We start from the raw sequence: 22,150 nt of genomic DNA, 5'->3' as shown, positions 1-22,150 counted from the left end.
GTCCTTCACTCCTACTTGCATTGAATTTGCACCGCAACCTGTTTGGTATCAATATTCCAAGCACTCCCGATAAAATATTGGATCTCTTGCTGGACTTTTGCATCTTGTTTTGACATTTCTTCTTTTTTCATATCTCGGCTAATTTCAATAGGCTCAATCGATTTTACGACTTCTGAAGCGGGCGATTCCCCAGTTTTTACACCTTTTACTTCGATTTTTTGAATAACGGGTGTCTCTTGGTCTATATTTGCAATTACTTTGGCGCTCACCACCTTTACGTGATATTTTTGTGCTACTTGCTTTTCAATCCAAGAGGTAATAGAGCTTTGAAATTGTTGCTTTATGGCTTCTTGTTGTACACGAGTTAACTCTGAACTGTTTTCCTGAATTTTTCTCAAAGACGTATACTGATCCATATCTAAGGCAGGAGCTAGTAATGTCGAAACCTTCAACCATTTATCTTCATGGAGTACTAATTGTAAGACGGGTTGAAGAATCGAAACAATGATGATTAAACCCATGATCAATTTGACATAACGCTCCAAGGATGAACTCGGGAGAAGTAAGTCGATAAAGGTAGCGATAAATATGATCAAAATAATTTGTCTGATCCAATCACTCATCCACTCCATCACCTTACCCCCTTATCATCATGGACAAATTTCCAGAAGTGATCACAATAGTTATTGCTAGGAAAAACATCAATCCTACTGCTGCTAGCGCTGCAAACACATAGAGCAAAGTTCGGCCAATCGTCGTTAAACTTGCAATGATCGGACTATTCCCGAGTGGTTGCATGATTGCAGCTGAAAAGTTATAGATAAAACTAAGTGTTAAGACTTTTAAAGCTGGAAAAGCGCAGATCAATAATAAAATGATCACTCCTGCTAGTCCTACACTATTCTTCACCAACAAGGATGCACCCACAACCGTATCTGTCGCATCTGCAATTGTTCGTCCCACTACTGGGACAAAGTTACCACTAATATATTTTGCTGTACGCACAGTTATGCCATCTGTTACAGCAGTAGTAGCACCTTGTACAGATAAAACTCCTAAAAACAGTGTTAACAAGACCCCTAAAACCCCTACACTTACTTTGCGAAGTAAATCTGCTAGCTGGTTTACCTTATATTTATCAGAAAGACTGCTGACAATATGCAAGATGGTCGAAAAGAAAAGAAGAGGCAACACTACGGTATAAATTACTGTTCCAATCACATGAATCATAAAAATAATGAGTGGGTGAAAAAATGTGACTGAACTGATATTTCCCATCGTTGCCAGTAGTGCGAGTAACAGTGGAATTAACGCTAACATAAAATTAACCATTCCACCGATCGCATGCTTAGCAGCTGCGACGGCAACCGAAAAACTATCTACTGCTAATACAATTAGCACCATAAAAACAATGGCATATGCTACTTTGCTCACTTGATTTCGTTCGAAAGCAGTCTGCAAAGTTGCAAGAATCATGCTAAATACAGTCAGCACAATGATACTTCCCAACAATTTTCCACCTTGCAGAACCTCATGAAAAAAATATTCCACAAAGGCCATCAGCACACTTTTCCACGTAAACGATTTTTGATTCGTTAGTAGCTCCATTAAACTGGGTAAATCTTTTTCTTTAAAATATTGACCATAACTGGAACGCAGTTGCGACCAAAACGATTCTACCTCTGCTAGCTGCATCTTATTGAGTTGAGAGCGAATGAGATTTTCGTTGCTTTCGGTTGCTTGTGCATTTTCCGTTGCAAAAACAATACTGGTACCCAGATGTAGAAAAAAAACAACGAGTAGGAGGATGCGAAACATTTTTACCATATCGATCCTCCTCATGTTGGTAAAACCTGCATTACTGTTTCGATAATGACAGTGATAATCGGAATTGCCATGACCATAATTAATATCTTGCCGGATAACTCAATCTTACTAGCAATCGAACCTTGACCTGCATCTCGTGTCACTTGCGCTCCAAACTCAGTGATATACGCAATGCCAATAATCTTTAAGATTGTCGTCAAAAATAATTGGTTCACATGAGCTTGTACGGCCAAATGTTCTAAAATTTTTATTACTTCTGCTATTTTCCCAGCCAAAGCGATGAAAATAATGATGCCCGTAAAAGTAGCTAAAAGAAAGGCGAAGACAGGTTTTTGTTCTTTGATGATCAATACCAAGAAGGTGGCAATTAACCCAAGTCCCACAACCTGGATTATCTCCAAGCAGACCTCCCCCTCTTCACGATCGGAACAGGAAGACATTTTTTATCGTGGTAAATAAATCTTGTAACAACATGACAATCATAAAAAGCACCACACCAAAACCAAACAATGTTACCCAATGAGCAAAATCTTCTTTACCCATCTGTTTCAAGACAGTGTGTATCATAGCGACGATAATTCCGATTCCAGCTATTTGAAAAACTGTATCGACATTATAAGGCATTCGGACCCTCTCCTAGTACAGCAGAATTATCAGGAGCGCTCCTGTAAGGACACCTAAAGTTCGAACCATCTTTTCATACTGGATCTGCTCCTCTCTAGCTTTTTGTTCTTCTACTTGCAGGTTTTGTTTTACCAGAGCTAGATGAGCAAGTTGATCATGACGATCCGATTTTCCTAATGTCTTACAAAACTGCAAAAACACTTCTTTCTCACTCGATTTCATTGCAGTAGTAGGCCACCAATCTTGCACAGCTAACTTCAAACATTCATATGTTGCCGCCCCATCCATCGTGGTAAGACGCAGCGACATTTGATGAAACAGTTCACTGATGTTCTCTAGATTTCGCTTCCCAATATGACTGCAAGCAGTAGCCAAATTTCTACTTCCATATCCTATCTCTGTTTCTAAAATAGCTAATGCATGGATCAAGCGTCGAATTTGTTTTGGTCTGGCAGCTAATTTCCCGGCGAAGACAAACCCAATGCCAGTAGTAGCGAGAAGTAGTAAGATACTCCCGATTAACTTAAGCACGTTGTACTCCGTATTAACTGACATTTTCCATCATATACGGCTTCAATCGTGCCAGGACCAGAACGACGACTGAGTACGACGATACGTTCAAAGACTTCTTCCTCAATTAATTCACGTAAAATAGGTCGTTTGCGTACTTCTTGAATAGAACTGCCATGAGCGGTGGTGAACAGATGAACACCCGCATAAATAGCTTCATGAATAGCATCAGCATCTTCTCTTCTACCAATCTCATCTACTACTAAAACTTCTGGAGACATAGATCGGATCAACATCATCATTCCTTCTGCTTTTGGACAGGCATCCAAGACATCTGTACGAGGTCCAATATCATGTTGGGGAACACCCGCTACACATCCTGCTATTTCAGATCTTTCATCCACAATCCCTACTTTTCTTGCACTACACCCTTCTCCTATACTTACAAGACGAGCTAAATCACGTAGTAATGTCGTTTTTCCACACCCAGGCGGTGAGACAATCAACAAGTTTTTAATTCGATCTTGGTCGACTATGCTAGATAGCAGAGCCTTGCCTACACCTTTTATTTGTCTAGCAATTCGAATGTTAAAAGCTGTTACATCTCGAACGTGTCTCACTTTGCCACCTTCTGTAACCACTTTCCCAGCTAAGCCAATTCGATGTCCTCCTTCTACGGTGATATAGCCAAGCCGAAGCTCTTCTTCCAATGCATAAAGCGAATGGTTACTGATTAAATTGAGTAGTTTATGACATTCCTCACGGGTGGGAAGAACACTGTCACGGGGATCAAGCTTTAATTGCTGATTACTACTAACAAACCATGTTTTTCCAGCTGCTATTACCTCTAAGGGACGATCTTGGCGAATTCGTACTTCTTCTAATCCTGATAGAATTGTTCTGGGAAGCGATTGAATTCGATTCCGAATGGATAGAGGCAATACTTGATAGATTGGTTTTAAGTCCATACCACACCTCAATTCCCACTCAAACCTGTTTTATCATCATGCTTATGGTAGGCTTGTTTCCTTTATGCTTAACTAATAAAAAAAACTGCTAGAATCACTCCAGCAGTTTTTATCTATCTCACTAGCATCCTATAGCCTGTTATTCATCGCCATTTTCATTTCATACATTTCAACAGTACAAGCAATAAACTTATCTGAATCTAACTCCTGATACACTTTTGCAACTTCGAAAATAGCTTCATAGGCCAAAATAGGAAGTTGATGTTCTGTTGCCATGTCTCTGGCTTTATGAAAATACTCCATAGCTGCTTTCGTATCCTTAGTCACTAGACAAACTTGTCCTATTGCTAAAAAGGCACGCACAACATCTTCCACTTCATTGTATTTTGAACCGAGTTGAATTGCTTTATTTAGCAATACACTCGCCATCTGATATTCTTTTTGTTCTTGAAGTAATTTCCCATAAAAGGTATAAGTAGATATCAATGCGGATTTGTCTTTTATATGAAATTCAAACACTTGAGAGGTTCGAAAACAAACTTCAGCTAAATCATACTGATATTGATTCATATAAATTTTTCCCAGTTCTCCCCACAAGACACAAAGGGGATGATACTGATTGTTCTGCTTGGCTAAATGAATTCCTTCCTCAGCGTAAGCAAGAGCTTCGTCCCATAATCCTGTAATGATAAGTAGTTTTACACGAATTTGATAAAAATCAAGAATCAAGTCCATTTGCGTTAAACCACTTAAGTGAATCCAATTGTCTTTGATCAATTTCAATGCATCTGCCTCTTTTGATTGCTTAAATAAATACTGTGCTTTATTGCGAATCAAAGAAAGCTTAATATCCGAATTCTCTTGTATGAGCTCAAGCCCTTTTTCTACATAAGCTGTGGCCTGATTCACATCATTTTGACAATAAGCTGCGCGGGATAATTCATCATAGCATGCAGCTTCCATGGGGCTTGCTTCCATTTGCAGACGACTGAGTCTAATTGATTCATAAAAAGCATGAATAGCTTTTTTCCACTCTTTCAAGCGAAGATGGCATTTCCCTTTGAGAAAAAAAATCCGTGAAGCCAGTGGATGATGATCGGACAATTTAATATTGTTCAATTCTGTAAGCGCTTTCGATTCTTCGTCACAAACAATCCACGATTCCAATGCCGTTAGCTGTATCGATATATACTCATCTTTCTTTTGAAGATTTTGCTCTAAAGTGGTCAGATCAGAAACATCGATCCCTAACTTATGAAGCAAATAATTTACTTTTTCTTGTTTCACGTGAGCAAAACCACGTTCAATATTGCTGATTGTAGATACAGATATATTCTCATCTGCCAAATCTTCTAACCGAAGCCGTTTTTCTTTTCGATAGTTTCGTATAGCCTCTCCTACTAAATTTAAATCTACAAATACCATTTCATCTTCCCTCTCTTCTATAGAACAATTCTCATGATTTTATTCATGTGGAATTTTATTTACGGATAGTCCAATTCAACAGTATTGTATCATATTTCCCTGTATTCTGAAAACACTAAAAATAATTACAGAAGAATTTCTATTTTTGTAATTAAAAACGTTCATTATATAAAGAATTATCTATGTTAATTAGAAATCATGATGGTATAGCGAATAATAGCAACTTAAATCTTTCAATAAGATTTGCATTTTCCTTTTATAATCTGCTTGATTTATTACCATAAAAGAACCCCTTATACTTATGCTTTTTACGATTCCCATAATAGTTTCTATATGTAAAAAAATTTATAAATTGTATTTTTTACCTTTTTATTTATAAAATAATTCTGTATACTTACAAATGTAGTTCTAACAACAGCAACTCCTCTGGGAAGGACTGAAGTCATGTCCGAAAACCTCCCCGTCGTGGACCTCGTCGGTGTGAACTTCGAGCACGTCAGCCGCCCCGGCGGAACGGTCGAGATCAAGTACAACAGGGGATGGATCACCGCAGAGAAGGTATCCCTCCTCATGAACCTCCCGTCCACCGGGTGGGAACCGAGTGCGGTACGTGCAAAGGAACTGACCGTCGCAGGTCTGAAACTCACTGTCGACTTCATCACCGGCATGTCCATCAACGAGCCGAAACTGCACCGTTTCCAAATCGAGGGACAGGGCGAAGACCAACTGGTTCTGGGTCGCAGGGACGAAGATCTATGGCTTATGGAGTACGGGGCATACAATCCCATCCGTAACGGTTTGACGATCGAAGAAGATGGGGTGCTTCGGTTGTTCCATATGGAGGGTGACCTGCCTCCCGTTACGGCCGGAGACTACAGGACCGCCAACTACCACATTCAAGGTCCCATCACCCGAAGCGCCTTCGGCTATGGAGCAACCTACTACGAGTCCTAACGGACTGGCCTCTTATCAGCATCCAAAACGAAGTCCACTCTAAGGAGGGATGTTCTGCTGTTGTAGGGACTCATTTGCTAATGATCAAATGAGTCCCCCCACTAATAACCAAAATTATTCTATTTACATTCTGTGAACTCCATTATTCTTAATCTTAATTTATAGCAAGTTATTGGTATATGATGAAACAAAAAAACGATATAAAAAAGACTTGAGTTATCTTTCCTCAAGTCTTTTTACTATGCAAAAGAGTAGTATATAAGAGATGTTATTTCGATAAGAGATTCGCACTTCAACAAATGTCCAAAATTACCACGAAATTATTCCTTAATCTTTGGAAGAATCCCGTTAGCCCATAATAAATGGAATTGTTCACGTAACACTGTCTGAGATATGAATTTCTGCTCAAATTCGAATTGATAAGCAGTGCTCGCAAAAGTGTTACACTTCTAGTTTCTCTATTTCTTCAGCATCACTTGCATCTTCAATCGTCAATGTAGTATGGCAGTTTGGACAGAGCAAGTCAATTTCATCGTCTTCCAAATCATCTAAATCAACTGCTACGTCTTCTCCACATTCCGGGCATGTAATCAAATAATTATCATCATCTTCATCGTCATAAAATAAAAGTTCCAAGTCATTTAAATCCTCATCAATTGCTTCCGCATATTCTTCTAACTCCGCTTGACGAGTATCTAGTTTTTGGGTTGCTTCTACTAATTCGTCCACTACACCAATTAGTCTGATAAGAGCTTTAGCATCTGGGTTGTTACCTGTTGTTGATCCTTCTAGCAGCCCTTCCACATAAGATATTTCTCTACGAAGACGATCATACATGGCTTACCATCCCTTTTCGTTTATTGGATAGGAATAGTTTCGCCAAATACAGATTTATGATGCATATAAAATGACTTTATCCAAAAAATAGAATAAACGAATGGTCTAAGAGGTGCACGTCTATGACAACGACAAAGAAAGCTGGCTGGGGAACCTTACTTACACTTTGTAGTATTCCCATCATTATGGTTCTAGGTAATTCGATGCTTATTCCTGTCTTTTCTAGTATTCAAGGTGTGTATGAAATAAGTTCTTCAAAGGTTGGACTTTTAATTACTTTATTTTCTTTTCCTGCTGCCTGTATGATTCCCATCGCTGGATTTTTAGCGGATCGAATTGGTCGAAAAAAAGTGATTATTTTTAGTTTGATTTTATATGGTTTAGGTGGTGTCTTATCTGGAATAGTTGCGATTACGAACGCTGGTTTTAGCTTGCTGCTGTGGACAAGAGTTGTCCAAGGGATAGGCGCAGCAGGAACAGCCCCCATCGCAATGGTGCTCACCAGTGATGTTTTTGACAAAGCGGAGAGAAGTAAAGCTTTAGGCACAATCGAAGCAGCAAATGGAATGGGTAAGGTGTTAAGTCCCATTTTAGGATCTGTCATTGCCCTTATTAGTTGGTATGCGATGTTTTTTGTATTTCCCGTCTTATGTATTCCCACTGCACTTGCCCTTATCTGGCTTGTAAAGGAACAAGCCGTAGACGATACTACATCTTTAAAAACGTATCTCCATCAAGTGAAAACCAACTTCCAGCAGCATGGAAGATGGTTGGGTGTGGCTTTTTATGTTGGCGCTATAACCATGTTTACTATGTTCGGTGCTTTATTTGCTTTATCGGATGCATTGGAAAATTCTTATGGCTTAACTGGCATAAAAAAGGGATTAGTACTCGCTGTTCCGCTTTTAGCTCTTTGTATTACATCTTTCGTCACAGGACGCCATATCAAAGATCAAATAGGTAAAATGAAACAAATGATATTATTTGGTTTGTTTTTTCTCTGTCTTCCGTTGATTGTGGTTCCATGGGTAAAAAACCCATATTTCTTGGTAGCCTTGTTTGCATTAGTTGGAATCGGGGCAGGTCTTGTCCTACCATGTTTGAACATGATGATCACTTCTGCTATTCGTTTGAAAGAAAGAGGAATTATCACCTCTTTGTACAGCAGTGTCCGCTTTTTTGGTGTTGCTTTGGGTCCTCCTATATTTGGAGCGCTGGCAGATCGTCCTTTCCTTCTTTACTTTGGAACAGCAGCATTTATTGGTTTAGCACTTTTACTCAGTTTTTTTCTTATCCATCGTCCACAACGAATTCATGGAAAAGAAGACCGTTCTCGTATTTTGGTAGTTAAAAAACAATTACATCCTTCATAAGAAAGAATAAGGTAAAATGTAGAAAAAGGGGAGGTTAAATATGAGGAGTTGGGGAAATCCAGATCGTTCATTTAAACCGAGGGCAAATGGAATAACGATGGTGATGGATAAAGGGCTTGGTATTGGGGCTTTTAAAGACTTACTTTCACTAGCCGCGAATCATATTGATTTTATCAAATTAGGTTTTGGAACATTGGCCATTACACCAGAAGAAGTGACTAGACAAAAACTTGCGATGGCAAAAGAATACGGTGTTCACCTTTACCCAGGTGGTACATTCTTTGAAGTAGCTTACTTAGAGAAAAAAAACAATGCTTATCTTCAGTGGCTAAAGGTACTCGGCTTTGAATGGGTGGAAATTTCTAGTGGAATAGTAGATTATGACCAATCAGAACGCCAATCCCTCATCCAGTCTGCAATCAAAGAACAATTTCATGTTATTACCGAAATAGGAAAAAAGCAAGCAGGCAGTACAACTGAGTTGTCATCTCTTGTGCACCAATTTTCCAAAGACCTTGACGCAGGTGCATCTTATGTCATTGTAGAGGGACGGGAAACAGGAGAAAACATCGGCATATATAACAAACAAGGTGAGGTAGATACTTCTTACGTCAAACAAGTACTGCAAATGATCGATAACAACAAATGCATCTGGGAAACTCCTAAAAAAGGACAGCAAGTTACTCTAATGGAACTAGCAGGTTGCAATGTAAACTTAGGTAATATCGCACCTGCAGATGCATTATCTGTCGAGGCACTGCGCCAAGGTTTACGGGCAGACACACTAACATTATGGCGGGATTACACATGAAACTATCGATTATCTTTTATCCAGAAGAACGAGACTACACAGAGCTTCTTCAAGGAAAAACGGTGATTGTTTTAGACATTCTCCGTGCAACTACCAGCATTACTACTGCTATAGCGCATGGAGCAAAAGAAATTATCCCCGTGAGAAAAATAGAAGAGGCGCTTGCTTTCAAAGGCACTGACAAAATTATCGCTGGTGAAGATAATGGTTTAAAACCGGAGTCATTTGACCTTGGAAACTCACCTTATGAATATCGGAATAACTATATTCGCAATAAATCTATCGCCTTTCGAACTCGCAATGGTACCCAAGCAATTGTACTTTCCAAACCAGCTGACCATTTACTGATCGGAGCTTTTGTCAATAGTTCTGCATGTGCCAAAAAAGCTGCCAGTTTTCAAAAAGATATCGTGATCTTTTGTTCCGGTACGAGAGGAGAATTTTCACTAGAGGACAGTGCAGCTGCCGGTTATCTCGCCTCCATTCTTTCCCAACAATATGATGTTTCGCTTGATGATGCTGGACTTTTATTAGCAGCTAGTTTTCTAGAGATAAAGCGAAACGATTTTGCTGTATTAAAACAGAGCAAATCCTCAAGGCGTCTCAAACACTTGGACAAATGGACGGATGTGGAGGATTGTTTGCAGTTTGATATCTATGATGTTGTTCCCATGGTCCATCAAGGAGTTATTTCCCTAAAATCATAAGTTACCGTGCTTGTACATAAGTTGATAACATAACTTATGGAACAGGGGCATTTTATTATGAACTCAGACCTAGTACTTGTATTGCTCATTGTAACAGGCCTAATTGGACGTTCTCCTATTATCGCAACAGCAGCAAGTTTTTTGCTCATTTTAAAGCTGATTCATTTGGAGCGATTTTTCCCTGGTGTGGAAAGAAGGGGTCTGGAGTTTGGCTTGCTGTTTCTAACAATCGCCGTATTGGTCCCTTTTGCATCTGGCAAAGTTACCATAAAAGATATCGGAGAAATTTTTACTACTCTTCCCGGTTTGTTTGCTTTAATCGGTGGACTTCTGGCAACTTATATGAATGGAAAAGGCTTGGACTTACTGAAGTTAGATCCTCAACTGGTGATCGGATTAGTGGTAGGTTCCATTGTTGGTATTGTATTTTTGCGTGGAATCCCTGTTGGTCCGCTGATGGCAGCAGGGATCACCGCTTTTTTGCTTAAAGTTTTCCAATATTTTGCTAAGTGAATTATATATTTTTCACTAGTAGGATTCGATCTTGTCCTTCACCATCATAATCTTTATGTACTTCCATGTTATCTATGACAATACTTCCCTTTTCCATCGTGAAACCTAGTTTTGTGTGGTAGGCGATTGAATTTTGATTAACAGGAGAAGTTACGCAGCGAACCGTATCCACACCTTTTTTCTTCACAGTTTGGAAAAATAGATCATACAATTGCCGACCCAATCCTTTTTTTCGATAGTTTGGATGTATTCCAACAAAATGAATATAAGCTTCCCGTTTTCGAGACTGAGATAGAATTCCGATCAAAAAGCCAATTAATTCTCCGTTTTCTACCACGACAAAACTTGTATCTTGAAAATGATCAAAAAATAACTTGGGTAACATATCTGCCATATGACGTCCATCCCACCAATCATTTATGACAGAGATCACAGGATTGTAATCATTAGATTCTACTGTTCGAATAAGCATGAATTTCCCCTCTATTTTTTTCATATATCCGCTTCTAACTACCCTTTTTCTAACAAATAAGCATACGATAGGAATACACTCCATTGGAGGTATTCACATGACAAAAAATACATCCAAAGATAATTGGGTAGTTTTTTTATTTGTTACTTTTTTGTTTATTTGGTTATATCTCGCTATTTCCCCTGTAAATCGATTAAATTGGGCGATAGAAAACATCCTTCCTTTTTTATTTATCCTTTTTCTATATTCATTTTATAACAAAATACCTTTATCTCTCAGTAGTTACACCTTTATTACTTTCTTTCTCATCCTTCATACGATTGGCGCACACTACTCTTATCATACTCCACTAGACAAATGGCTTTCTTTCAAACGCGCTTATTATGACCGAGTTGTACATTTTTCCTTTGGGCTTTGTTTTCTTTTACCTATCTATCAAATCATACGATTTTTTCATCCAATCAGCCGTTTATCTGCAATCATTTTTGCAAATATAAGCCTGCTTGCTGCAAGCAGTATGTATGAACTGATGGAGGTTTGGGTGGTATCCTTCGTCGCACCGAAAGAAGGTGCTCTATTTCTAGGTTTACAAGGTGATCTATGGGATGCTCAACACGATATGCAAATTGCTTTAGTGGGATCGATCGTCGCTTCTATGTTTTTCCTACTCTATGTGTTTATAAAAAAGCAAAGAGCATGATGAATTCATGCTCTTTATCATTTATTGGAGATTCATTATTTACGTGGAAAATTACTCCCCGTTAGTCTTCAAAAAGAAATAGTTCTCTGCAAGAAACCTTCAAAACATAAGTCTGCTATTCAAGCTGTATCTCAATCTCTTGGACAAACTCCCAAAATGCAGAAGTTTTTCGCACTTCAAAGCGAACAGGTCGAGGGAAAGGGTTGATGATCTCTTTTGGTCTTCCTTGTAAACCATTCATAAACAGGAGAATCCGATCAGAGAGCAAGACGGTTTCCTCAATTTGATGGGTAATCAACAAAAACGTTTGATCATCAGCCATCAGGCTAGCTAACCATTTTTGCATTTTGGTACGGGTTAATGCATCCAAAGAAGCAAATGGTTCATCTAAACAAATAACGTTGTGTCCGCTAGCTAAGGCCCGTAAAAAGGAAACTCGCTGCTTCATACCACCTGATAACTGATGAGGAAAACTATCGGCTACTTGGACCAATCCAGCCCGTTCTAACCAATGATCGAGAGAAAAAGCATGTTTCTTTCTCGCTAGTTTATGCCCAAGAAGTATGTTTTCTTTCACAGTCTTCCAGGGAAACAAGGAACTGTCCTGCGGCATGTATCCTACCATTCCACTATTTTTCAGTTCATGTTTTCCCAGTTTCATCCCTCCGGCTGTAGGTGAATAGAGGCCAGCTAACAAATAAAACAATGTACTCTTTCCACTGCCAGAAGGCCCTAAAATACTGACCGAAGTCCCTGATGATACTTCAAAAGAAACATTTTTTAATAAAACTTCTTGTTCCGGATAATGAAAGGAAATATTGTTTACTGTTAAATCACTCATATTAATTTCCTCTTGTGCTTCCACCACTGTTCTACTAAGCTGATCAAAAAGAAAAAACATCCACTCAATACGACTATGGTAATGATCGACACAAAGACACGGTCTGTCCGAAATGAATTCGCTGCTTGTGTCATGATCATTCCAAGACCGCGCTCGGTTCCCAGCCATTCCGCCACAACTGCTCCCATTACGCTATACGTCGCAGATAATTTACAACTGGAAAAAAGGACTGGAACCGCAGACGGAAAAGCTAAGTGTCGAAATTTTTCCCACTTTGTAGCTCCTGACATTTCCAAATATCTCAGTAAGTTACGATCAACTTGTTCAAATCCATCTACTAATGCAATCGTGATCGGGAAAAAACAAACTAAAATGACGACTAGTAACTTAGCCTCTATGCCAAAACCAAACCAAACCACTAACAATGGTGCTAACACAATGATCGGTACATTTTGACTAAAAAGCAGAAACGGAGTGACGATTCTTGTTAAGAATGTAGAAAAATAGAGCCATACAGCCACCCCAACTCCTACCAAAATACTAAGAATAAAGCCGAAACATGCAATGATAAATGTCGCTCTTACATGCAAGAGGTACTCACTGCTTGTCCAAGATCGCCAGAGCTCTAATCCTACTACATAAGGGCTGGGCAATTGCCAAACAGGAAAATCACCAATGATGGAGATGATTTCCCATATAAACAAAAGCACAACAATCGAAAGTACAAGAGGGAGTATTCTACGTTTCATCATCGTATTTATGTGTCAGAGCAGATATGGTTATGCCTTCAGGTTTGTGTAAGATTTTAATTTGAAACATCGTCTGTGAAGCGCCCAATTCTAAAACCCTTTGGTTCATCGCGGTAATCAAGTTTAATAAGTCCTCCCAATCCCCCTCCACAGTAGTCTCCAATGCTCCTACACGATAACGCAGTCCCGAAGCCTCAATGATGCCAATCGCCTCTTCAATAAGCGAGATAGAGATGGAGCGATTTTTATCTTGTGGCAGTATCTGAATGCTCAGCAAGGTGTTCATCTTAGTTGCCTCCTTGTGGAATGAATTCATTGGTGTATGCTTTTTTCGGATCAAAATTTCCTTCTAATAAGTGATGTTTTTTCATCCAGTTGGCATATCCACTCCATACTGACTCTTTTTGTACTCCCCAAGCAGGAGCATCTGCTTGATATCGAGGACTAAGCCATTTTTGACTTTCATGAACAAGTTTACTGTCTAAAGCAGGATTTTGTTTTACTAAAATATCTGCTGCTTCGTCTGGATGCGTAATCGCAAATTGATATCCTTTACTGACTGCCTGCATAAATGCTTTTACCACCCCTGAATCCTGTTTTATTTTTGCTTCTGAAGTGATCAAGACAGGGGTATAGTAATCGAGATCTTTGTTTTGATCTGCTAGATAAATCATATTAAGCTTGACTCCCTTTTGCTCTGCCTCGATCCCTTGCCATCCATAATAAATCCAGTAAAAGTCGATTCCTTGTTTAAGAGCTGTAAAGAAATCAATAGAACCAACGTTTGTAATTTTTACTTTGTTCACATCCGCTCGATCTTTTTCCATCAAAGATTGGATCATCGCTTTCTCTACCGGCGAACCAAACCCGCCATATGTCTTCCCTTCAAAATCTTTTGGACTTTTGATCCCAGAAGTAGAAAGCGAAGCAAACCCAGAAGTATTGTGCTGCAGCACTGCTGCGATAGAGACGATAGGTACACCTGCAACCCTTGCCTGCGTTACCCCTTCTTGGTAACTAACGCCAAAATCTGCTTTTCCAGAGGCCACCAGTTGTTCTGCTGTCGATTTCCCCGGTTGAATAATGTGTACATTTAATCCAGCTTCTTTAAAATAGTTTTTCACCTGAGCAACATATAAGCCGGTATGGTTAGTATTTGGAGTCCAGTCCAATACAATCGTCACATCTTTTGCTGTTGTTTTTTCAGATGAACAAGCTGCTAATCCCAAACATAAAACTGCAATAAATCCAAAAATAAATAGTTTTTTCCAATGCAATGTAGATATCCTCCTTGAGCAAAATAAAAAACCATCCTGATCAAGGATGGCCAAAATTGCGCACAAAAAAATATCCTTCCTACGCCGGCATTATCCGGATCAGGTGAAAGGGTCAGTACATCAGTGTACTATCTCAGCCGGCCATTCTCCAGCACCCCTGGTTTATATTCCGTTTTCAAATGGATTATATATTTTTATGATGTAATTGTCTATAAAAAGAAACCTCTATTTGGGATAGAGGTTTCCACATCGATTATTTCTTTGGTTTACCAAGTAAAGCAAACATGTGCTGTTTATATGCTTCTACTCCTGGTTGATCAAACGGATTTACTCCTTGCAAATAACTGCTAATCCCGCATGCTTTCTCAAAGAAATAGACCAATTGACCAAATATATAGCTGGACAGTTCTGGGACTCGAACAACGAGATTTGGAACGCCGCCTTCGGTATGAGCAAGCAGTGTTCCTTCAAACGCTTTTTCATTGACAAAATCCATCGGTTTTCCTGCTAAATAATTTAGCCCATCCAAGTCTTGATCATCTCTTGGAATCGTGATCTGGTGCTCAGATTTATCCACAAACAGTACGGTCTCGTATAGGTTACGCAAACCTTGTTGGATGTATTGCCCCATAGAATGAAGGTCTGTTGTAAATTGAACAGATGCAGGAAATACTCCCTTTTGGTTTTTCCCTTCACTCTCCCCAAACAATTGCTTCCACCATTCAGCAAAATAAGCCAAAGCAGGCTGGTATGTAACGAATAATTCAGTTGTATAACCTTTGCGATATAACACTTGTCTAGCAATCGCATATTGGTAACAGCTATTTTTACTCCAATCTGCTGTTGCATATTCATTCATCGCTTGGGCAGCACCTGCTAGCATTGCATCGGTATCCAATCCAGAAACAGCTAATGGAAGCAAACCTACTGGTGTGAGAACCGAGTAACGTCCACCAATATCATCATCGATCGTAAATGTCTCATATCCTTCATCATTTGCCAAGGTTTTTAATGCCCCTCTTGCTCGGTCTGTGGTTGCATAGATTCGTTTGCTTGCTTCTTCTTTTCCATAACGTTTCTCCATATATTCCCGAAGAATTCGAAATGCTACTGCTGGTTCTGTAGTTGTTCCTGACTTGGAAATAACATTGATACTAACATCTTTTCCATCCAGCAAAGAATATAGATCTTGTACATAATCACTGCTTAAATGATGACCGAGAAAATAGACTTCCGGACCTTTGCGAACATCTTTTGATAGTTGGTTGTAAAAACGATGGTGCAGCATCTCAATTCCAGCACGAGCTCCAAGATAGGAACCACCAATACCTATCACAAGTAAAACATCTGAGTTTTCCCGAATTCGTTTTGCTGCTTCTTTTAAACGACTATACTCTTCTTTGTCATATGTCTCTGGCCATTTCACCCAGCCAAGAAAGTCTGCTCCAGCGGCTTCTTTTATTTCACCCTGTAATTTTCTTTCTGCTAACTCTGCTTCAGCTGCTAATTGACTCAGTTCTTTTTCTTCCATAAAGGAAAGCGCATGCCCATAATCAAAACGAATGGAACTCATCCAAAACCCTCCATAATAGAAATCTAAAAGCCTATTTCATCATAACATAACCTAAAATAATACCAATCACACCATAATCAGTATCACCAAAAGTGGTGGTATTTGAAATTAAATTACCCAGAAATGGTATTAATAATGCTGGTATAAAGCTAATGCACAAACCATTGGCGAAAGAACCTAATATAGCACCTCTTCGACCACCAGTCGCATTTCCAAAAATTGCTGCGGTCGCACCCGAAAAAAAGTGTGGCACTAAACCTGGTACAATCATTGCTAGTCCTAACAGAGGAAAGAGAAACATGCTGACTATCCCTGCTAAAAAACTCATAATAAACCCAATTATTACGGCATTGGGCGCATATGGAAAAAGAGTAGGGCAATCTAATGCCGGCTTTGCTTTTGGAACGATTTTTTCAGCAATCCCTTTAAATGCAGGGACAATTTCGGATATAAGTAAATTTACTCCTGCCATCACAACGTAAACGCCGACTGCAAATGTTATCGCTTGGATGACGGAAAAAACAAGGAAATTTGTTCCATTTGATAATTGCTTTTCTACCATTCCTGGACCAGCAAACAAAGCAATCGTAATAAACAAAACGGTCATAGTCAAAGAAACAGCAACAGAACTATCGCTCAAAAATCCAAGGTGTTTTGGTACGGAAATATCTTCTGTTGTTTTTTTGCGATTTCCAAGAAATTTCCCAATGAATGCAGCAATAAGAAAACCAATCGATCCAAAATGTCCAATAGCAAAATCATCTGATTTTGTAATTTTTCTCACAGTAGATTGCAGTAATGCAGGGGAAAGAACCATCCATACGCCCATTATGATGGAACCGATTACAATGAGGGGAATTCCTTTCCATCCACTAGTAGTGAGTACAAGACTTAACACACATGCCATAAAGAGAGAATGCTGACCACTGAGAAAAATATATTTTAATTTTGTAAAACGGGCAAGTATGATGTTTATGATCATTCCCAAAACCATAATGAGGGCCATATGCACTCCAAATGATTTTTGTGCCATCGATACTACTGCCTCATTACTAGGAATTACACCCGTAATATGAAAAGCCATATGAAACATTTTCCCAAAGATATCAAGGGAGCCAACAATAACATTAGCTCCAGCTCCTATCATGATAAATCCCATAATTGTTTTTAATGTACCAGAGACAATCTCTGAAAGAGACTTTCTTTGCAAGGATAACCCAACAAGCGCAAATACTCCAATCAAAATAGAAGGGTTTCCAATCGTATCTATTATTGTTTTTATCATGCTGTATACTCCTTTAAGATCCTACGCAATCCGTTTCAAAATATAAAACTCTATAATTGAATCATATTTTTCCCGCTATATGAAATAGTCCATTCCACTGCATCTGCCACCGAACTTGCGGTTTTTGATGCTTTGGATTGAACATGAGAACTAGCTGTCTCCATTGCGAAACTGTTTGATATCAAATCAAACATGGATATATCATTTTCCGAATCACCTATACAAACTACCTCATCTTTTGACAAGCCAAGATGATCAAGTATCAGCTGTAATCCTGCACCCTTATGGACATAAAGAGGCATAAAATCGAGGCAATCTTTATCCACCAAAAAACTATTCAATTGATTTGGAAGTTGTTTATGAACTTCGGCTTCCAATAAACGAAGCAGCCTAACATCTCCAAAACAGGAAAATTTAATGGGCATAATCTCTACGCCTATTTTGTTGTCCAATCCAGAAACATGTTTAAATACATCATCATCTTCATATGAAAAATGAGATTTTTGTTCGAATGGAATAACTCGTTTCAAATCCGAGAGATTATTTCCTAAAAATGCATCTATTATAATTGGGACAAATATTCCAAAAGATTGGATCAGTTGAAATAGTACCAAAGCTGTTTGAGGCTGAAATTGGCTTGAGTGCAACAGTTGTCCATTTTCTCCATAAACTTCGGCTCCATTTTGAGTGACTTGATAGTAAGGAAGTTTTAAATGTTGCATCACTTGCTCTATTTCTGTTCTATTTCTTCCCGTTGCTAGACAAATTTCTATTCCAGCATCTTTTAATTTTTGCAGTGCTACTTGATCAGTCCTACTCACCGTCTTCTCATCCGTTAATAAGGTTCCATCTAAATCGCTTACAAATAAACGAATCATGTGATCACTCTTTCTAGTTGTGATAGAAACTAAAAAAGAATCCCGAACTATTGAATAAGATCATACCATATCATTCGTATTTTTTTATTAAATAAATAAATAATTTTTTGTAAAATTTATAACAAACTCTTTGTATTTCGATTTTTTATCCAAAAAAAAGATCACGCTTGCACGTGATCTTCCAAATATAAAAATTTTCACTTATGCTCTTGAGACATAGGCTCCGCTTCGAGTATCCACAATGAGACGATCTCCAACGTTCACAAACAAAGGAACTTGTACAGTGAACCCTGTCGATAATTTTGCTGGTTTACTTCCACCAGTTGCGGTATCACCACGGATACCAGGATCTGTTTCTACTACTTCAAGTTCTACTGTATTTGGCAGTTGAACCCCAATTGTTTCTCCTTTGTAAGAAACAATTTGGACTTCCATATTTTCTTGTAAAAAGTTAAGTTCGTACTCCAAACGTTCTTCTGGAAGACTAATTTGATCATAAGTTTGATTATCCATAAATGTATACTCGCCGCCACTTTCATACAAATACTGCATCCGACGAGTTTCAACTAAAGCCTTTTGCACTTTTTCGCCAGCACGAAAAGTTTTTTCTTGGATGTTTCCACTCCGTAAATTACGCAGTTTAGAGCGTACAAACGCTGCTCCTTTTCCTGGTTTTACATGCTGAAATTCAATTACAGACCATACATCGTTGTCAATTTCAATCGTGAGACCCGTTTTAAAATCGTTTACACTAATCATATTGCCCATTCACCTTTTCATTTACAAAATAATTAATTCTTTTGGTAAACTCGTTAATACTTTGTTTCCTTCTGGAGTAATCAAAATATCATCTTCAATACGCACACCGAATCGATCTTTTAAATAAATACCTGGTTCAACTGTGACAACCATCCCTGGAAGAAGAATATCTTCGCTTGTCATTCCAAGTCGCGGAAACTCATGAATATCCAGTCCGATACCATGACCAGTTCCATGACCAAAACAATCTGCATAACCAGCTTGCTCAATAAAATCACGTGCAATCGCATCTGCGTCCCTTGCTTGTATTCCTGGTACAATCCCTTCGATTGCCTTCTCATTCGCAGCGAGGACTATCTCATAAATTACTCGCTGTTCGTTCGAACAATGACCGATTGCAATAGTACGTGTAATATCAGAAACATATCCCTGATAATAACATCCAAAATCAAATGTTACCAGATCGCCCTTCTCTATTGATTTATCAGAAGCTACCCCATGCGGCAGAGCGGAACGGATTCCAGAAGCTACTATCATATCAAAAGATACCCCGCTTGCACCACGTTCACGCATTAGCCATTCCAATCGAAGAGCAACCTGTTTTTCCGTCATTCCAGGTCTCAGTTCTGTCAGCAATTGACGAAAAGAATCTTCTGCGATGTGTATTGCCTTTTGAATACATGATAATTCCTTGTCTTCTTTTTGGCCTCGAATCTGTTCCATTACACTTCCTAAAGGTTCTAAAGCAATCTGCCCAAGAGCTGTACTAAGTTCTTGATACTCTGCATAGGAAAGATATTCTGGTTCAAAATGAAGAGAAGAAACACCTAAACTCTTACAGGTTTCAGCTACTTTTGGATACATTTGATTCCCTAGATGTTCAACGACAGTAAAATCAGGTGATTGTTCTTTCACTTGTGACAAATAGCGAAAATCCGTAAGTAGATAAGCATCATCCTTTGTCAGAAGTATCACACCAGATGATCCGGTAAAATTACTTATATAATAACAATTGCGTCGGTTTGTGAGGAGTAGAGCTTCTATTCCTTTCTGCCTCATTACATCTTGTAATCGAACAACTCGCTGATTCATCTTCATTCTCCTTCTAGCCACTCTCGAACTGCTAACAAAGCTAAATCATAACTTTTGGTTCCAAACCCTACGATCTGACCTTTGCAAGCTGGAGCTATAACAGAAGTATGGCGGAATGGTTCTCGAGTGTGGATGTTAGATATGTGTACTTCAATCACTGGGACAGAAATTGCCCCAATCGCATCAAAGATTGCATAACTATAATGCGTATAAGCACCAGGATTTATAATAATAGCATCATATGTATCGACAGATGAATGAATTTGGTTGATCAGCTCTCCCTCTATGTTAGATTGGAAGGTATCTACTTGACAACCCCATTTTCGACCTTTTTCCACTAAACGCTTATTGACATCTTCCAATGTCTCTGACCCATAATGTTCAGGCTCTCTCTTTCCTAATGTGTTCAAATTAGGACCATGTAAAACCAAAATGCGTGGCATTGATTTTCCTCCTTCGTCTCTTCCATATCTTATCATATTGCCACCACCTCTATTAATCTAGGTAAATATGGTACAATAGGAGAAATTAATGAGGATGTTCATTTTAAGGTGGTGTATCTATGCCTGATAAAATTGTCCCGTATGGTGGACAGGCCGTCATTGAAGGAGTCATGTTCGGAGGACGAAATACACAAGTAACTGCAGTTAGAAGAAAAAACGGTGAGATAGAAACATTAGAATTAGAAAAGAAACATATACCATGGGTTAATATGTTGAAACGCATCCCTTTGATTAGAGGAATTGTCTCGTTAATAGAAGCTAGTGCAAGCGGTGCCAAGCATCTCCAATATGCCACTGAAATGTATGAACAAGATGAAGAAGGAACTACGATTGAAAAAGCAGAAACAAAAAAGACAGGAAAAATGGAAATGATGATTGGTGTAGCAATCATCGGTGTACTTTCCTTGATCGCTGGGAAAGTTATTTTTACCTTATTACCAGCTGCACTTGCTAGTTGGATCTTCGATCCCTATGTCAAAAGTATGATTCTGCAAAACCTGATTGAAGGCGGCATTAAAACCATACTACTGCTCAGTTACTTATGGGCAATATCAAGAACCCCCATCATGAAACGAGTTTTTCAGTATCATGGAGCAGAACACAAAGTGATTAGTGCCTATGAAAATTCAGAAGAATTAACTGTACGAAATGTTCAAAAATATTCTACCTTACATTATCGCTGTGGAAGTAGTTTTATGATTTTCACTGTTATCGTTGGAGTGATCGTGTATTCCTTCTTCACTTATGATTCCGTATGGGACCGAGTATTAACGAGATTACTCCTTTTACCACTTGTTATCGGTTTATCTTTTGAAGTGTTAAAATTAACCAATTCTGCGCGCAACATCCCTGTTTTGCAATATTTAGGTTATCCTGGTCTCTGGTTACAAAAACTAACCACACGTGAACCTGATGATGATCAAGTAGAAGTTGCAATTGCTGCTTTTAAGCGCATGCGTGAATTAGATGAAGCATATGTAGAAAAAAAACAACTCTCTAGTACGGTTACTGAATCTGTCCAAACCTAAGCGAAAGGATGCGAAATCCATGAAAAAGGAAACCTCAAATAAACTGGTTACCTGGCTAATATTTTCGTTTATCGGTATTGCTTTAGTGGCTGAGCTGATTCAAAATACTGTCCCAACCCTTGTATTTTTAGCATTTGTAGCAGCAGTTATTTATCTCTATAAATTTCCACCAAAATGGCTCTATAAGCTTTCTACACCGGGTAGGAAACCAAAATTAGCGACAAAGGGAAAAAAGCGTAAAAAGTACCCGTTTCGTGTGATTGATGGGAAGAAAAAAAGCAGTTAAATCATAAAACTCCTATGAAATTAGAGCTGATCCTCTACTTCATAGGAGTTTTAATAATTTGTAACAAAACAATCAACAATTTGGTAATCCACAAATTGACTTTTACGAATGTTTGTACTATATTAAAAAGGCGTACATATGATTCCATTTTAGTAGGG

27 protein-coding genes and 1 riboswitch are annotated in these 22,150 nt (G+C 38.7%); of the genes, 8 read left to right on the top strand and 19 right to left on the bottom strand.

Translation table 11 applies throughout. The features are described from left to right. Window positions 1-11: 11 nt before the first annotated feature. The 7 genes from spoIIIAF to MK805_RS04255 form a co-directional block, all read right to left on the bottom strand. On the bottom strand, window positions 12-632 hold the full coding sequence (spoIIIAF, locus tag MK805_RS04285) for a stage III sporulation protein AF (protein WP_240874001.1): 621 nt from the start codon (window positions 630-632) through the stop codon (window positions 12-14). 4 nt (window positions 633-636) lie between these two features. Beyond that, complete coding sequence (gene spoIIIAE / locus MK805_RS04280) at window positions 637-1,827, bottom strand: stage III sporulation protein AE (RefSeq protein WP_240873999.1); 1,191 nt, start codon at window positions 1,825-1,827, stop codon at window positions 637-639. Between the two features lie 11 nt (window positions 1,828-1,838). Then, window positions 1,839-2,228 carry a stage III sporulation protein AD gene (spoIIIAD, locus tag MK805_RS04275; protein WP_240873997.1) on the bottom strand — a complete coding sequence of 130 codons (390 nt, stop codon included), beginning with the start codon at window positions 2,226-2,228 and terminating at the stop codon, window positions 1,839-1,841. 16 nt (window positions 2,229-2,244) lie between these two features. Next, the gene (gene spoIIIAC / locus MK805_RS04270) at window positions 2,245-2,451 is read right to left on the bottom strand and encodes a stage III sporulation protein AC (RefSeq protein ID WP_160802473.1); all 207 of its coding nucleotides are present in this window, start codon (window positions 2,449-2,451) and stop codon (window positions 2,245-2,247) included. A 12-nt stretch (window positions 2,452-2,463) separates the two neighbouring features. After that, window positions 2,464-2,982, bottom strand: a complete 519-nt coding sequence (spoIIIAB, locus tag MK805_RS04265) for a stage III sporulation protein SpoIIIAB (RefSeq protein WP_240873994.1) — start codon at window positions 2,980-2,982, stop codon at window positions 2,464-2,466. Continuing rightward, on the bottom strand, window positions 2,970-3,929 hold the full coding sequence (gene spoIIIAA, locus MK805_RS04260; protein WP_240873992.1) for a stage III sporulation protein AA: 960 nt from the start codon (window positions 3,927-3,929) through the stop codon (window positions 2,970-2,972). Before spoIIIAA ends, spoIIIAB begins: the two co-directional genes overlap by 13 nt. Window positions 3,930-4,058: 129 nt before the next feature. Beyond that, window positions 4,059-5,354 (bottom strand): helix-turn-helix domain-containing protein, encoded by a 1,296-nt coding sequence (locus MK805_RS04255; protein WP_240873984.1) that lies wholly within the window; start codon window positions 5,352-5,354, stop codon window positions 4,059-4,061. 444 nt (window positions 5,355-5,798) lie between these two features. Here MK805_RS04255 and MK805_RS04250 point away from each other — a divergent pair, with 444 nt between their 5' ends. Next, window positions 5,799-6,308: a hypothetical protein gene (locus MK805_RS04250; protein WP_240873980.1), complete on the top strand. Its 510-nt coding sequence runs from the start codon at window positions 5,799-5,801 to the stop codon at window positions 6,306-6,308. Window positions 6,309-6,749: 441 nt separating this feature from the next. Here MK805_RS04250 and MK805_RS04245 read toward each other — a convergent pair whose 3' ends face one another. Continuing rightward, on the bottom strand, window positions 6,750-7,145 hold the full coding sequence (locus tag MK805_RS04245) for a CD1247 N-terminal domain-containing protein (RefSeq protein ID WP_240873979.1): 396 nt from the start codon (window positions 7,143-7,145) through the stop codon (window positions 6,750-6,752). 122 nt (window positions 7,146-7,267) lie between these two features. On the opposite strand from MK805_RS04245, the gene MK805_RS04240 reads away from it, so the two are divergent. Genes MK805_RS04240 through MK805_RS04225 form a run of 4 tightly spaced genes read left to right on the top strand, consistent with a single transcriptional unit; the run spans window position 7,268 to window position 10,549 of the window. Beyond that, window positions 7,268-8,518 (top strand): MFS transporter, encoded by a 1,251-nt coding sequence (locus MK805_RS04240; protein ID WP_240873977.1) that lies wholly within the window; start codon window positions 7,268-7,270, stop codon window positions 8,516-8,518. Window positions 8,519-8,558: 40 nt separating this feature from the next. Then, window positions 8,559-9,329: a phosphosulfolactate synthase gene (comA, locus tag MK805_RS04235; RefSeq protein ID WP_240873975.1), complete on the top strand. Its 771-nt coding sequence runs from the start codon at window positions 8,559-8,561 to the stop codon at window positions 9,327-9,329. Next, entirely contained in the window at window positions 9,326-10,036 is a 711-nt protein-coding gene (locus MK805_RS04230; protein ID WP_240873974.1) for a 2-phosphosulfolactate phosphatase, read from the top strand. Before comA ends, MK805_RS04230 begins: the two co-directional genes overlap by 4 nt. Before the next feature lie 57 nt (window positions 10,037-10,093). After that, window positions 10,094-10,549, top strand: a complete 456-nt coding sequence (locus MK805_RS04225) for a DUF441 domain-containing protein (protein WP_255724463.1) — start codon at window positions 10,094-10,096, stop codon at window positions 10,547-10,549. A gap of 1 nt (window position 10,550) precedes the next feature. On the opposite strand, the gene MK805_RS04220 is transcribed toward MK805_RS04225, so the two are convergent. Then, window positions 10,551-11,021 carry a GNAT family N-acetyltransferase gene (locus MK805_RS04220; RefSeq protein ID WP_240873973.1) on the bottom strand — a complete coding sequence of 157 codons (471 nt, stop codon included), beginning with the start codon at window positions 11,019-11,021 and terminating at the stop codon, window positions 10,551-10,553. A 97-nt stretch (window positions 11,022-11,118) separates the two neighbouring features. Here MK805_RS04220 and MK805_RS04215 point away from each other — a divergent pair, with 97 nt between their 5' ends. Then, the gene (locus MK805_RS04215) at window positions 11,119-11,721 is read left to right on the top strand and encodes a DUF2238 domain-containing protein (protein ID WP_240873972.1); all 603 of its coding nucleotides are present in this window, start codon (window positions 11,119-11,121) and stop codon (window positions 11,719-11,721) included. 115 nt (window positions 11,722-11,836) lie between these two features. On the opposite strand, the gene MK805_RS04210 is transcribed toward MK805_RS04215, so the two are convergent. The 10 genes from MK805_RS04210 to aroQ all read right to left on the bottom strand — a co-directional run bounded on the left by MK805_RS04210 (window position 11,837) and on the right by aroQ (window position 20,618). Beyond that, entirely contained in the window at window positions 11,837-12,562 is a 726-nt protein-coding gene (locus tag MK805_RS04210) for an ABC transporter ATP-binding protein (RefSeq protein WP_240873971.1), read from the bottom strand. Beyond that, the gene (locus MK805_RS04205) at window positions 12,559-13,314 is read right to left on the bottom strand and encodes an ABC transporter permease (RefSeq protein WP_240873969.1); all 756 of its coding nucleotides are present in this window, start codon (window positions 13,312-13,314) and stop codon (window positions 12,559-12,561) included. Before MK805_RS04205 ends, MK805_RS04210 begins: the two co-directional genes overlap by 4 nt. Continuing rightward, the gene (locus MK805_RS04200) at window positions 13,301-13,597 is read right to left on the bottom strand and encodes a thiamine-binding protein (RefSeq protein WP_240873968.1); all 297 of its coding nucleotides are present in this window, start codon (window positions 13,595-13,597) and stop codon (window positions 13,301-13,303) included. Before MK805_RS04200 ends, MK805_RS04205 begins: the two co-directional genes overlap by 14 nt. A 1-nt stretch (window position 13,598) precedes the next feature. Then, complete coding sequence (locus MK805_RS04195) at window positions 13,599-14,588, bottom strand: ABC transporter substrate-binding protein (RefSeq protein WP_255724462.1); 990 nt, start codon at window positions 14,586-14,588, stop codon at window positions 13,599-13,601. A gap of 59 nt (window positions 14,589-14,647) precedes the next feature. Further along, a riboswitch (TPP riboswitch) is annotated at window positions 14,648-14,757 on the bottom strand. 84 nt (window positions 14,758-14,841) lie between these two features. Next, window positions 14,842-16,161: a glucose-6-phosphate isomerase gene (locus tag MK805_RS04190; RefSeq protein WP_240873964.1), complete on the bottom strand. Its 1,320-nt coding sequence runs from the start codon at window positions 16,159-16,161 to the stop codon at window positions 14,842-14,844. A 31-nt stretch (window positions 16,162-16,192) separates the two neighbouring features. Beyond that, window positions 16,193-17,446: a PTS ascorbate transporter subunit IIC gene (locus MK805_RS04185; RefSeq protein WP_240873963.1), complete on the bottom strand. Its 1,254-nt coding sequence runs from the start codon at window positions 17,444-17,446 to the stop codon at window positions 16,193-16,195. Window positions 17,447-17,496: 50 nt separating this feature from the next. Continuing rightward, window positions 17,497-18,324: an HAD family hydrolase gene (locus MK805_RS04180; protein ID WP_240873960.1), complete on the bottom strand. Its 828-nt coding sequence runs from the start codon at window positions 18,322-18,324 to the stop codon at window positions 17,497-17,499. A gap of 201 nt (window positions 18,325-18,525) precedes the next feature. Continuing rightward, complete coding sequence (gene efp / locus MK805_RS04175) at window positions 18,526-19,083, bottom strand: elongation factor P (protein ID WP_240873959.1); 558 nt, start codon at window positions 19,081-19,083, stop codon at window positions 18,526-18,528. A gap of 21 nt (window positions 19,084-19,104) precedes the next feature. Beyond that, entirely contained in the window at window positions 19,105-20,175 is a 1,071-nt protein-coding gene (locus tag MK805_RS04170) for a M24 family metallopeptidase (protein ID WP_240873958.1), read from the bottom strand. A 2-nt stretch (window positions 20,176-20,177) separates the two neighbouring features. Further along, window positions 20,178-20,618 (bottom strand): type II 3-dehydroquinate dehydratase, encoded by a 441-nt coding sequence (aroQ, locus tag MK805_RS04165; protein ID WP_240873955.1) that lies wholly within the window; start codon window positions 20,616-20,618, stop codon window positions 20,178-20,180. A gap of 119 nt (window positions 20,619-20,737) precedes the next feature. Here aroQ and MK805_RS04160 point away from each other — a divergent pair, with 119 nt between their 5' ends. Both MK805_RS04160 and MK805_RS04155 read left to right on the top strand, forming a co-directional pair. Then, a complete protein-coding gene (locus MK805_RS04160) occupies window positions 20,738-21,706 on the top strand; it encodes a DUF1385 domain-containing protein (protein ID WP_240873954.1) in 969 nt (322 codons plus the stop codon). 19 nt (window positions 21,707-21,725) lie between these two features. Continuing rightward, window positions 21,726-21,992, top strand: a complete 267-nt coding sequence (locus MK805_RS04155; protein ID WP_240873953.1) for a hypothetical protein — start codon at window positions 21,726-21,728, stop codon at window positions 21,990-21,992. Window positions 21,993-22,150: the final 158 nt, after the last annotated feature.

This window comes from Shimazuella soli, assembly GCF_022511585.1.
GTDB lineage: Bacteria > Bacillota > Bacilli > Thermoactinomycetales > Thermoactinomycetaceae > Shimazuella > Shimazuella soli.
This window is presented reverse-complemented; position numbering and strand designations above follow the sequence as displayed.